At 64.2% G+C, this 11,833-nt stretch carries 9 protein-coding genes; 8 read left to right on the top strand and 1 reads right to left on the bottom strand.

Annotation, left to right across the window (positions count from 1 at the left end; genetic code table 11):
- Positions 1 to 403 precede the first annotated feature (403 nt).
- The 4 genes from ACQKP2_RS04045 to ACQKP2_RS04060 all read left to right on the top strand — a co-directional run bounded on the left by ACQKP2_RS04045 (position 404) and on the right by ACQKP2_RS04060 (position 7,023).
- Complete coding sequence (locus tag ACQKP2_RS04045) at positions 404 to 1,984, top strand: amidase (RefSeq protein ID WP_427574742.1); 1,581 nt, start codon at positions 404 to 406, stop codon at positions 1,982 to 1,984.
- 844 nt (positions 1,985 to 2,828) lie between these two features.
- Complete coding sequence (locus ACQKP2_RS04050) at positions 2,829 to 4,538, top strand: FAD-binding protein (protein ID WP_427574547.1); 1,710 nt, start codon at positions 2,829 to 2,831, stop codon at positions 4,536 to 4,538.
- 8 nt (positions 4,539 to 4,546) lie between these two features.
- Positions 4,547 to 6,244: an FAD-binding protein gene (locus ACQKP2_RS04055; protein ID WP_427574549.1), complete on the top strand. Its 1,698-nt coding sequence runs from the start codon at positions 4,547 to 4,549 to the stop codon at positions 6,242 to 6,244.
- Positions 6,241 to 7,023, top strand: coding sequence for an SDR family oxidoreductase (locus ACQKP2_RS04060; RefSeq protein ID WP_427574551.1), 783 nt, complete (start codon positions 6,241 to 6,243; stop codon positions 7,021 to 7,023). The genes ACQKP2_RS04055 and ACQKP2_RS04060 overlap by 4 nt, the downstream gene beginning before the upstream one ends.
- A gap of 534 nt (positions 7,024 to 7,557) precedes the next feature.
- Here the strand turns inward: ACQKP2_RS04060 and ACQKP2_RS04065 are convergent.
- The gene (locus tag ACQKP2_RS04065; RefSeq protein WP_427574552.1) at positions 7,558 to 8,343 is read right to left on the bottom strand and encodes an enoyl-CoA hydratase; all 786 of its coding nucleotides are present in this window, start codon (positions 8,341 to 8,343) and stop codon (positions 7,558 to 7,560) included.
- A 141-nt stretch (positions 8,344 to 8,484) separates the two neighbouring features.
- On the opposite strand from ACQKP2_RS04065, the gene ACQKP2_RS04070 reads away from it, so the two are divergent.
- Genes ACQKP2_RS04070 through ACQKP2_RS04085 form a run of 4 tightly spaced genes read left to right on the top strand, consistent with a single transcriptional unit; the run spans position 8,485 to position 11,828 of the window.
- The gene (locus ACQKP2_RS04070; protein ID WP_427574554.1) at positions 8,485 to 9,270 is read left to right on the top strand and encodes an SDR family oxidoreductase; all 786 of its coding nucleotides are present in this window, start codon (positions 8,485 to 8,487) and stop codon (positions 9,268 to 9,270) included.
- Positions 9,271 to 9,326: 56 nt separating this feature from the next.
- The gene (locus tag ACQKP2_RS04075; RefSeq protein ID WP_427574556.1) at positions 9,327 to 10,295 is read left to right on the top strand and encodes an OB-fold domain-containing protein; all 969 of its coding nucleotides are present in this window, start codon (positions 9,327 to 9,329) and stop codon (positions 10,293 to 10,295) included.
- Between the two features lie 8 nt (positions 10,296 to 10,303).
- Positions 10,304 to 11,437 (top strand): acyl-CoA dehydrogenase family protein, encoded by a 1,134-nt coding sequence (locus ACQKP2_RS04080; RefSeq protein WP_427574557.1) that lies wholly within the window; start codon positions 10,304 to 10,306, stop codon positions 11,435 to 11,437.
- Positions 11,409 to 11,828, top strand: a complete 420-nt coding sequence (locus ACQKP2_RS04085; RefSeq protein WP_427574559.1) for a MaoC family dehydratase — start codon at positions 11,409 to 11,411, stop codon at positions 11,826 to 11,828. Before ACQKP2_RS04080 ends, ACQKP2_RS04085 begins: the two co-directional genes overlap by 29 nt.
- Positions 11,829 to 11,833 lie beyond the last annotated feature (5 nt).

The raw sequence follows: 11,833 nt of genomic DNA on the forward strand, positions 1-11,833 counted from the left end.
GAAAAACGATGACGCGGTTCTAACAGATACACCGCGTCGTCTGGTTCGCGGGCAAGCCTCGCTCCTACGGGCGAAGAACGATAACGCGGTGCAACAGAAACACCGTAGCGTCTGGTTTGCCTGTAGGAGCCAGGCTTGCCGGCGAAAAACGATGACGCGGTTCTAACAGATACACCGCGTCGTCTGGTTCGCGGGCAAGCCTCGCTCCTACGGGCGAAGAACGATAACGCGGTGCAACAGGTACACCGTGGCGTTTGGTTCGCCTGTAGGAGCCAGGCTTGCCGGCGAACAACGATAGCGCGGTGCAACAGAAACACCGCAGCGTCTGGTTCGCGGGCAAGCCTCGCTCCTACGAGACCGTGAAGAAGCTCCAATAACAATCAATCAAGGCGCAATCATGACCATGGATAACCACGAACACTTACCACCAAACACTCCAATCGCTGCTGAAACCGGCTGGCCCCGCCGCAGCGTGCTCAAGGCCGGTGCCGTAGCAGTCGGCGCGGGCCTTGTGGGGCGTTTTGCCGATGCACGCGCCGAGGGGCTTTCGGCTGGTGACTATCAGGCCATGGATGCCTGGGCCATGAGTCAGGCCATCCGCAACGGCCAACTGAGCCCGGAGGATCTGTTGGCGGCGGCACTGGCCCGTTACAACGAGGTCAACCCCAGGGTCAACGCAGTGAACATGCTCCATGAAACCTATGCCCGCGCCTTGCTGGCACAGCGCCGTGTGGCCGGCACTCACAACCAGGGCAGCCTGGCGGGCGTGCCGCTGTTGCTCAAGGACCTCAACACTCCTCTGCAAGGCACGATCACCAGTAACGGCAGCAGGCTATTCAAGGACGCCCCGCCCGCCACGCGTACCAGCACCCTGATCACTCGCTACGAGCAGGCGGGTGCGGTGCCGTTCGGCAAAACCGCGTGCCCCGAATTCGGCCTGACCACCACCACCGAATCCCTGGCCTGGGGCCAGACCCGTAACCCCTGGAACCTGGCCATGAGCGCGGGCGGCTCCTCCGGTGGTGCGGCAGCGGCGGTGGCGGCGGGTATCGTGCCTGTTGCCCATGCCACCGATGGTGGCGGCTCGATCCGTATTCCGGCCTCGTACTGTGGCCTGGTCGGGCTCAAGCCAACCCGCTATCGCACCCCCAGCGGCCCCCTGCATTTCGAAGGCTGGTTTGGGGCCAGCGTGGCCAACGTGGTCTCGCGCACGGTTCGCGATACAGCGCTGTTCCTCGATGCCGGGCAAGGCCATGAAGCGGGCAGTGCGTACTGGTGCCCACCCTTGGTACGGCCCTATGTGCAGGAGTTGCAACGCGAGCCGGGCAAGCTGCGGGTGGCCGTGGTGCGCCAATCGCTGACCGGTACCCCGCTGGAGCCGGCGATTGCGGCGACTCTGGAGCAGACCCTCAAGCAATTGCTGGCATTGGGGCACGAGATCGACGAGTTGACGCTTCAGGTCGACCCGCGCGAGTTGTTCGGTGCCCACGGCATGGTCATCGGCACGGGGTTGCGGTCCCAGATACAGGATCGTGAGCAGGTACTCGGACGGGCTGTCACGGCGCAGGATCTGGAGAAGATCACGATGGTCAACCTGGAGCGCTACAAGGGCACCCGTGGCGAGGATCTGTACCGCGCCCGTCAATCGTTCGAGCGTATCGGCGCAACCATGGAACAGCCCTTTGAGCGCTACGACGTGATTCTGTCGCCGGTCACCGGCAGTCTCACCCCGAAACTTGGCCTGTTGTCCCTGGATCAGTCCTGGGAGAGCTACGCCCACCAGGCCATGGGCAGCGCGGGCTTCACCGCACTGGCCAATGTCAGTGGCCAACCGGCCATCTCGCTGCCCCTGGGCCAGAGCGACGACGGTCTGCCGGTGGGCATGATGTTCACCGCTCGCTTGGGCGGGGAAGACACACTGCTGCGCCTGGCCAGCCAACTGGAACAGGCTCATCCATGGGCTGCGAAACGCGCATCCCTGTAACCGCCCGATGATCGTTCCCGCGAATCGAAGAACGATGACGCGGTGCAACAGATTCACCGCAGCGACTGGTTCACCCGTAGGAGCCAGGCTTGCCGGCGAAGAACGATAACGCGGTTTAACAGACACACCACGGTGTCTGGTTCGCTTGTAGGAGCCAGGCTTGCCGGCGAAGAACGATAACGCGGTACAACAGATACATCGCGGCGTCTGGTTCGCCTGTAGGAGCCAGGCTTGCCGGCGAACAACGATAACGCGGTGCAACAGATACACCGCGGCGTCTGGTTCGCGGGCAAGCCTGGCTCCTACAGGCGAACAACGATAACGCGATGCAACAGGCACCCCTCAGCGTCTGGTTCGCCTGTAGGAGCCAGGCTTGCCGGCGAAGAATGATGACGCGGTGCATCAGGTACACCACAGCGTCTGGTTCGCGGGCAAGCCTCGCTCCTACAGGCGAACAACGATCACGCGATGCAACAGGCACCCCTCAGCGTCTGGTTCGCCTGTAGGAGCCAGGCTGCCGGCGAACAACGATAACGCGGTGCAACAGGTACACCACAGCGCCTTGTTCGCGTGTAGGAGCCAGGCTTGCCGGCGAAGAACGATCACGCGGTGCAACAGATACACCGCAGCGCCTGGTTCGCGGGCAAGCCTCGCTCCTACAGGTGAAGAACGATGCCGCGGTGCAACAGACACACCGCAGCATCTGGTTCGAGGCCGCTTACCAGCCCCTAGTCCACTTTGACGATGAGCCCGTCCCCCCGCAGCCCCGATCATGGGTTGCACTCCGCCAGCGCGTCCTGCGTGGTCGGCGGTTTTTCTGACCTCAGCTAATGGCATAACAACAATGACGGCTCAAGTTCAGTCTCAAACCCTCTACGACGTGATTGTCGTTGGTTCGGGCGCAGGTGCGATGACTTCGGCGGTGTTCCTCGCCGACCAGGGTTTCAGCGTGCTGGTCGTGGAGAAAAGCAACCAGTACGGCGGCACGTCGGCGATCTCCGGCGGTGGCATCTGGATTCCCAACAACCACTATTTCGCTCGCATGAACGGTAACGACAGTTACGCCACCGCCATGACCTACCTGAAGGCGGCAGCGGGTGAGCACGTCGATGAGGCGCGTCTGCAGGCTTACCTGGACAATGCACCGAAAATGATCGAGAAGCTCACCCGCATCAGCCGGGTGCGCTACGCCGTGGCGGCCAAGTACCCCGATTACTACCCGCATCTGCCAGGCGCCCTGGCCGGTGGGCGAACGCTGGACCCGGAGTTCTTCGACACCAGCCTGTTGGGTGATGAACTGGCGAACCTGCGCAAGCCGTCGCCTTCGACATTGCTGATGGGGCGCATCGCCTGGACTGCGCGAGACGCGCACAAGGCCATGGCCCGCAGCTTCGGCTGGCGCCTGCTGATCATGAAACTGATGCTGCGCTACAAGCTGGATTTCAAATGGCGCCGTAAAAGCAAGATGGACCGCCGGGCGTCCCTGGGCAGCTCCCTGGTGGCCTCCTTGCGTCGTTCGCTGATGGACCGCCATGTGCCGCTGTGGCTCAACACCGATTTTTCCGGACTGCTCACCGAAAACGGGCGGATCAGCGGCGTGACCGTGCGCCGTGACGGCGCCGAGCTGCAACTGCAGGCACGCCACGGGGTGATCCTGGCGTCGGGTGGCTTCGAACAAAACCAGGAGTTGCGCGATCAGTACCTGCCCAAGCCGACCCGCAAGACCTGGAGCGCGACACCGCCGGGCAATAACACGGGCGCGGCGCTGCAAGCCGGTATCGCCCAGGGGGCAGCCACCGCATTGATGGATTGGGCCTGGTGGGCACCGACCATCGCCGTACCGGGAGAAGACAAGCCCCGGGGCATCTTCGCCGAACGTGCCTTTCCCGGTGCCATCGTGGTCAACGGCCAGGGCCGGCGTTTTGTCAACGAAGCGGCGCCGTACCTGGAGTTCGTCGATGCCATGCATCGGGACAACCAGGCAAGCGGCGGCAAATCGGTGCCGGCCTGGGTCATCTTCGACGCGCATTTCCGCTTCAACTACGCCATGGGCCCCTTGATGCCCGGCCAGGTCATGCCCGACAGCCGCCTGCGCAAGGAGTGGCTGGGCAACCTGTACTGGAAAGCCGACACCCTGGCAGGTCTGGCCCGGCAGATCGGTGTCGACAGTACCGGCCTGGAAGCCACGGTGATCAAGGTCAACGACTACGCACGCACCGGGGTGGACCTTGACTTCGCCCGAGGCGGCAATGTCTTCGATCGCTATTACGGTGATTGCAACATCAAGCCCAACCCATGCCTGGCACCGCTGCGCAAGGGACCGTTCTACGCCATGCGCCTGGATGCCGGAGACATCGGCACCAAGGGCGGCCTGCTGACCAACGAGCATGCGCAAGTGGTACGCGAGGACGGCACGACCATCGCCGGTCTGTACGCCATCGGCAACTGCTCGTCATCGGTGATGGGCACCAGCTACCCGGGGGCCGGTGGCACCCTGGGCCCGGCGATGACCTTCGGCTATGTCGCCGCCAATCATCTGGCCAGCCAGCGTTAGGAGGGTGTATGTCAATGTCCGATAACATCCCCAGCACTGAAGTGCTGCCGCCGTTGCGAGTGGTCGATGGCGACAGCCTGGTCTGGGACGAACACTGCGACGTGCTGGTCGTCGGCTGGGGCGCGGCCGGGGCCTGTGCCGCGCTCGAGGCCCGTGCCCACGGTGCCGACGTGATGATCGCCGATCGTTTTACCGGTGGCGGTGCCAGTGCCAAGAGCGGCGGGGTGGTCTATGCCGGTGGCGGCACTCGCCACCAGCAGGCCGCGGGCTTCAATGACAGCCCCGAAGCCATGTTCGATTACCTCAAGCATGAAACCGGTGGTGTGGTCAGCGACGAGACCCTGCGACGTTTTTGTGCCGACAGCGTGGGCAATCTCCAGTGGCTGGAAAGCCATGGTGCGCCCTACGCGCATCAGATGCCGCCGGGGGGCAAGACGTCGTATCCGCCCGATGGCTACTTTCTCTATTACTCGGGTAACGAACTGGTGCCGGACCACGGCGGTCCCTTGCCGCCGGCACCGCGAGGTCATCGCACCGTCGGCAAGGGGCAGTGCGGCGCGGTGCTCTATGCCCACCTCAAGGCTGCCTGCCTGAAAGCCGGGGCGCGGCCACTGTTGCAAGTGGCGGCGCGGCGGCTGGTGGTCGATTATCAGGGCCAGGTGTTGGGTGTGGAGTTGTGGTGCCTGCCCGAAGGCAGCAAACAGGCTCGACGGCATGCGCGCCTGGCTGCCCGTGCCGAACGCTTGCAGAACTTCTCGCCGGCCTATTGCAAGGCACTGCGCCGGAAGGTCTGCCAGCTCGAACGTGATTTTGCGCAGCCGCGCCTGGTGCGTGCGCGCAACGGCGTGATCCTGAGCACCGGTGGTTTCATCTTCAATCGCCAGATGATCGAGCAACACGCGCCGAAATTCCGCCGCAACTTCAAGGTCGGTGCCACCGGTTGCGATGGCAGCGGCCTGCGCCTGGGCGCCAGTGTCGGCGGCCAGGGCAGCGGGCTGGAACGGGTTTCGGCCTGGCGCTTCATCAACCCGCCCTATAGTTGGCACAAGGGCATTGTGGTCAATCGCGAGGGCCGGCGTTTTTGCAACGAAGAGGTGTATGGCGCCACGCTGGGGCAACCCTTGATGGAAGAGCACGGCGGCAAGGCATGGCTGGTGCTGGATGCGCCGTTGCGCAAGAAGGCGATCGGCGAGGCGCTGTTCGGCGGCTATTGGTGGTTCCAGAGCCTGCCGGCCCTGGCGCTGATGCTGCTCAAGGTCCGCAAGGGCAAGAGCCTCGGCGATTTGGCCGGTGCCACCGGCATGAACCCTGCCGTGCTGCGCGCCTCGGTGCTGGCCGCCAACGCCGCTGCCCGTGGCGAGGCACCGGAGCCGTTCGGCAAGTCCGAGGGCGGGCGCCAGGTGCTTGAACAGGGGCCGTACTACGCCTGCGACATTTCCGTGACCAACCCGGTATTCCCCCTCGGCGCCCTGACCCTGGGCGGCTTGCGCGTGGATGAACGCAGCGGCGCGGTACTGGACGCACAGGGCCAGGCCATCGGTGGCCTCTATGCCGCCGGGCGCACGGCCCTGGGGATCCCGTCGCACCTGTATATCAGTGGCCTGTCTCTGGCCGACTGCGTGTTCTCCGGTCGACGTGCCGGCGCCGCCGTTGCCGGTTTGCACGACCAGCCATCCCGATCGACTCACGCACACGAGATGACATGATGACCCTTGATCACATCAACAAGAACGGACGGGTTCACGGCAAGGTTGCGCTGGTGACCGGCGGCGCCAGGGGCATTGGCGCTGCCAGCGTGCGGCTGCTGGCGGCTGAAGGCGCGCGGGTATTGATCAGCGACCTGGACGTCGAGGCCGGCCAGGCCCTGGCTGCCGAGTTGGGTCCGACGGCCGCCTTCATCCAGCACGATGTCAGTCGCGAAGACGAGTGGCGCCGGGTCATCGACCATGTGCGCGAGCATTACGGTCGGCTGGATGTTCTGGTCAACAATGCCGGCATTCTGATCTGCGGTTCCATTGAGCAAACCAGCCTGGAGGACTGGCACAAGGTGCTTCGGGTCAATGCCGACAGCGTGTTTCTGGGCTGTCGCGAAGGCATCGCGCTGATGAAGGAAACCGGTGGTTCGATCATCAACCTGTCATCCATCGCGGCCCTGGCCGGACGTGACGATTACCTGGCCTACAGCGCTTCCAAAGGCGCGGTGGCGGCCTTGTCGCGTTCGGTGGCTGTGCTGTGCAGGCGACGCAAATACCGCATCCGCTGCAACACCCTGCACCCTGATGGCGTGCTCACCGACATGACCCGCGGTGGTTTCCCCGAAGGCGTCGACCCGAACCGCCTGACCATCGACAGCGACCCGATGAACCGCATGTGCCGCCCCGAAGACGTGGCGGCCAGCGTGCTGTTCCTGGCCAGCGACGAGGCCCGCGCCATCAACGGCGTCGAGTTGCGCATCGATGGCGGGCAGATGGTGATGAGCATCTGAGTCGTGCCGTTTCTGACAGATACCCCGCGGCGCCCGGTTCGCGGGGTAGGAGCCAGGCTTGCCGGCGAAGAACGATGACGCGGTGCCACAGATACACCGCGTCGACCCGTTCGCGGGCGAGCCTCGCTCCTACGGGCGAAGAACGATAACGCGGTTTCGACAGATACACCGCAGCGGCCCGTTCACCTGTAGGAGCCAGGCTTGCCGGCGAAGAACGATGACGCGGTGCCACAGATACACCGCGTCGACCCGTTCGCGGGCGAGCCTCGCTCCTACAGGCGAAGAACGATAACGCGGTTTCGACAGATACACCGCAGCGGCCCGTTCACCTGTAGGAGCCAGGCTTGCCGGCGAAGAACGATGATGCGGTGCCACAGATACAACGCAGCGCCTGGTTCGCGGGCGAGCCTCGCTCCTACAGGCGAAGAGCGATAACGCGGTTTCGACAGATACACCGCGTCGACCCGTTCGCGGGCAAGCCTCGCTCCTACACGGCGAAGAACGACAACGCGGTTCCGACAGTTTCCAGTGCGCTCAACACCCTTCAAACCGTGCCGGGCGTTTGTCGATGAATGCCTGCATGCCTTCCTTTTGATCCCGTGAGGCGAACAGCAGGGCATTGGCCTTGCGCTCCAGGGCCAGTCCGGCCTCCAGCGGTGCATCCATGCCGGCCAGGATCACTTCCTTGATCTGCTCGGCGGCCAGCGCCGGCATCGCCGCAATGGTGCGTGCCAGTTCCAGGGCGTGGGCCTGTACCCGGTCGTCATCCACCAGATCGCTGACCAGCCCGGCCACCCAGGCTTCTTCGGCGCTGATGGGCTGGCCAGTGAGTGCCATGCGCATCGCCTTGACCTTGCCCACGGCGCGCACCAGCCGCTGGGTGCCACCGATGCCGGGCATGATGCCGATGCGGATTTCCGGCTGGCAGAAGCGTGCACCGCGCCCGGCCACGATCAGGTCGGCGTGCATCGCCAGCTCGCAACCACCACCGTAGGCGTAACCGCAGACCGCCGCGATCACAGGTTTGGGGCAGTGCTGGATCGGCCCCCAGACCCGCTCGGTGTGGCGCTTGTAGATATCGATGGCGCCGACCCCGGCCATGCTGGTGATGTCGCCGCCGGCCGCGAACACCTTGTCACCGCCGGTCAACACAATGCAGCGCACCTCGGGATCGGCCCCCAGCTCACTGAAATGATGTGACAGCAGCGCCTGCAACTCCAGGCTCAAGGCATTGGTTGCCTGGGGGCGGTTGAGCCGCAGCAGGGCGACGCCCGGCATTGGATGTTCGAGCAGAACCGGTGCAGTGGACAAGTCGGACATGGGCATCCTCAAGGGCCAGACAAAGTGTGAATGGCGGCCAGTGTCCTGTTCACGCGGTTGAATTTTCATCGTCCGTTCAGACGTAGTTTGGCCAAGGCTTCGTCCCTAGAGTGACCCTTGTCAGTAGAAAAGGAGCACATGATGGAGCTGCATTCGGGTCTTGATTACAGCGGCAAGGTGGTGCTGGTCACGGGTGGCACCAAGGGCATCGGCGCCGGCATCGCGCTGGGGTTTCTGGCGGCGAACGCGCGGGTGATCATCTGTGCCCGCCGCGAACCTGAACAGGTGCCGGCGCTGGGCGGCAAGCGTGCGACCTTCATCGCCGCCGATGTGCGCGACCACGATTCCCTGCAACGACTGTTCGGTACCATCGAGCGCGACTTCGGGCGCCTTGACGTGGTGATCAACAACGCCGGCGGCAGCCCCGCCACCGATGCGGCGACGGCCTCGCCCAGGTTTCACGAAAGCATCATCGGCCTGAACCTGATCGCCCCCCTCAACGTCGCCCAGCACGCCAACCGGTTGATGCAGGCCCAGGCGCAGGGCGGCTGCATCGTCTTCATCGGCAGCATCAGCGCGCTGCGTTCTTCGCCAGGCACCGCCGCCTACGGCGCCGCCAAGGCAGGCGTGCTGGCGCTCGTGCAATCACTGGCGGTGGAGTGGGGGCCCAAGGTACGGGTGGTCACGGTCAGTCCGGGCCTGGTGCTGACCGAGCAAGCCCATCTGCATTACGGCAACGAGGCCGGCATCGCCGCCGTCGCCGCCGGCATTCCGGCCGCGCGGATGGCGGTGGCCGAAGACATCGCCAATGCCTGTCTGTACATCGCATCGCCGCTGGCCAGTTACGCCAGCGGTTGCAACCTGCTGCTGCACGGCGGTGGTGAACGTCCGGCATTTCTCGGTGCCGCACAGGTTCTGCCCACCTGATCGACCTAATGCGGCGACCGGGTTCGGTGGCCGCCTTCAATGTGAAGGAGACGACTTTGGCTGATCCACAATTGCTATCCAATGTGCGCGCCCTGGTGGGGCGCCAGTACGGCCGCGTGTACGCCTGGGACGAGGTCAACGCACCGATGATTCGCCAGTGGTGCGAGGTCATGGGCGTGGACAATCCGCTCTACACCGATGCGGACTTCGCACTGGGCACCCGGCACGAGGGTTTGATTGCCCCGCCTGCCATGCTGCAGGTGTGGACCATGGAAGGCCTGCACGCCAACAACTATCCACCAGGCTCCACCGATGAGAACCCTTACGAGGTGCTCAAGGAAATGGAAGCCTACGGCTACGCCTCCACCGTGGCGGTGAACTCCGAACTGACGTTCACGCGTCCGGTGCGCCTTGGCGAAAAGCTCTACTACACCACGCGCCTGGATTCGGTCGGCGATGAAAAAACCACCGCCCTGGGCACCGGTTTCTTCGTCACCCTGATCATGAGTCACTTCGTTGAAAAGGCGGGCGGCGACGAGCCGGTGGGCGAGCTGCTGTTTCGTGTCTTCAAGTTCCGCCCGGCCAATGCCCAGGCACCAGCCAAAGTCGAATCGGCACCGGCCAAGCCCAAGCGTCCGCTGCCGGGCATCAGCGATGACACGCGGTTCTTCTGGGAGGGCTGCGAGAAGGGGCAGTTGCTGATCCAGCGCTGCACTGCCTGCCAGACCCTGCGCCATCCGCCGGCACCGGTGTGTATCGAATGCCACAGCTTCGACTGGGACACTGTTCAAGCCAGCGGCCAGGCCAGTCTGTATTCCTTCGTGGTGATGCACTACCCCGAAGTACCGCCGTTCGACTACCCCAACCCGATCGGCCTGATCGAGCTTGCCGAGGGTGTGCGCCTGATCGCCGGCCTGGTCGGTATCGAGCGTGAGCAATTGCGGATCGGCCAGCGCTTGCAGGTCGAGTTCCAGACCTTCGATGAGCAGTTGACCCTGCCGTTGTTCCGGCCGGTAGAGGCATAGGAGCCCCCATGGATTTCGAATTGAGCGAAGACCAGCGCGCGATTGCGCAGATGGCAGACGGCCTGTTTGTCGACCATTGCCATGACGATTTCATGCGTCAGTGGGACACCGTCGGCGAACCGATGATGACGTCCCTGTGGGCATTGTGCATCGAGACCGGGCTGCATGCCCTGGCCATTCCCGAAACGCATGGCGGCAGTGGCCTGGGCATGACCGAATTGATGCTGGTGCTGCAAGCCCAGGGCAAGGCGCTGGCCCAGGTGCCCCTGTGGCGCCATCAATTGGCGGCCGCGACCCTGGCGCGCTTCGGCACTGACGATTGTGCGCAGTGGGTGGCCAAAGCGGCGTCCGGCGAGGTGCTGTTGAGTCTGTCCATGGATGGCTTGAACAGTGCCCTGGGCATTGAGCTGCAGGGGCAGGCCATTGATGGCGGGTGGTCGGTCAACGGCCGCGTTGCAGCCTTGTCGCTGGGCGATCAGGCCCAGGCCGCACTGGTGCCGGTGCAGGTCGCGGATCAGCCGCGGTTGTTGCTGCTCGACCTGTCGGCGCCGCAAATACAGCGGGTGTCAGCGGTGCTGACCCACGGCGAAGCCGTCACCGACCTGCATATCCAGCACCTGACCGTGAACGCTGCGGCACTGTTGCCGGCCGAGGCCGTTGCCTGGCTGGAGCTTCGCAGCGTGGCGGCCCTGGCAGCCTTGCAACTGGGCGTCAGTGAAGAGCAGATCCGCCGCACCGTGGCCTATGTCAGCGAGCGTCAACAGTTCGAACGCAGCATCGGCAGTTTCCAGGCTGTGCAGATGAGCATGGCCGACACCCATATCGCCGTCGAAGCCTTGCGCACGGCGTTGTGGCAATTGGCCTACCGCATCGATGCCGGGTTGCCCGCACCTTCCGAAGCCCTGGCCACGGCCTGGCTGGCCTGTGAAGCGGGGCACCGCATCGGCCATATCGCGCAGCACGTGCATGGCGGCATCGGCGTCGACCTGACGTACCCGATTCACCGTTTTCTCTACTGGAGCCGTGGCCTGGCCCTGGCCCTGGGTGGCTCGGCGGCCAACCTGGAACGCCTGGGTGACTGGCTCAACGATAACGACAAGCTGGGATGGAAATATGACCTCGAAGAACACCAAGCGCTTTGAAGACGTGCGCCCCGGCGAAGCACTGCCGGAGCTTGCCGTGCCGATCACGGTGACCCTGATCAATGGCGGCGCGATTGCCACCCGCGATTACTTCCCCGGTCACCACGACGCGGAAGCAGCCCGGACCCTGGGCTCGCCCAACGTGTTCATGAACATCCTCACCACCAACGGGCTGGTGCAGCGATTCGTCGAGCAATGGGCCGGACCGCTGGCGCAATTCACCGCGCTGAAAATCAAGCTCGGGGCGCCGAACTATCCCGGTGACTGCATGACGTTCAGCGGCAGTGTTAGCAGCGTTGATGCGCACACCCGTTCGGTGGAAATCACCTTGAGCGGCAAGAATTCCATGGGCAACCACGTGACCGGCACGGTCGCGCTGGTCTTGCCCTGACAGCC

The sequence above is a fragment of the Pseudomonas sp. NPDC089569 genome (genome assembly GCF_050280625.1).
Lineage (GTDB): Bacteria > Pseudomonadota > Gammaproteobacteria > Pseudomonadales > Pseudomonadaceae > Aquipseudomonas.

Bases quoted from the DNA above. Each gene is read 5' to 3' on its own strand.
- ACQKP2_RS04065 (WP_427574552.1), bottom strand. From the start codon at position 8,343: ATGTCCGACTTGTCCACTGCACCGGTTCTGCTCGAACATCCAATGCCG.
- ACQKP2_RS04045 (WP_427574742.1), top strand. From the start codon at position 404: ATGGATAACCACGAACACTTACCACCAAACACTCCAATCGCTGCTGAA.
- ACQKP2_RS04055 (WP_427574549.1), top strand. From the start codon at position 4,547: ATGTCAATGTCCGATAACATCCCCAGCACTGAAGTGCTGCCGCCGTTG.
- ACQKP2_RS04080 (WP_427574557.1), top strand. From the start codon at position 10,304: ATGGATTTCGAATTGAGCGAAGACCAGCGCGCGATTGCGCAGATGGCA.
- ACQKP2_RS04085 (WP_427574559.1), top strand. From the start codon at position 11,409: ATGACCTCGAAGAACACCAAGCGCTTTGAAGACGTGCGCCCCGGCGAA.
- ACQKP2_RS04060 (WP_427574551.1), top strand. From the start codon at position 6,241: ATGATGACCCTTGATCACATCAACAAGAACGGACGGGTTCACGGCAAG.
- ACQKP2_RS04050 (WP_427574547.1), top strand. From the start codon at position 2,829: ATGACGGCTCAAGTTCAGTCTCAAACCCTCTACGACGTGATTGTCGTT.
- ACQKP2_RS04070 (WP_427574554.1), top strand. From the start codon at position 8,485: ATGGAGCTGCATTCGGGTCTTGATTACAGCGGCAAGGTGGTGCTGGTC.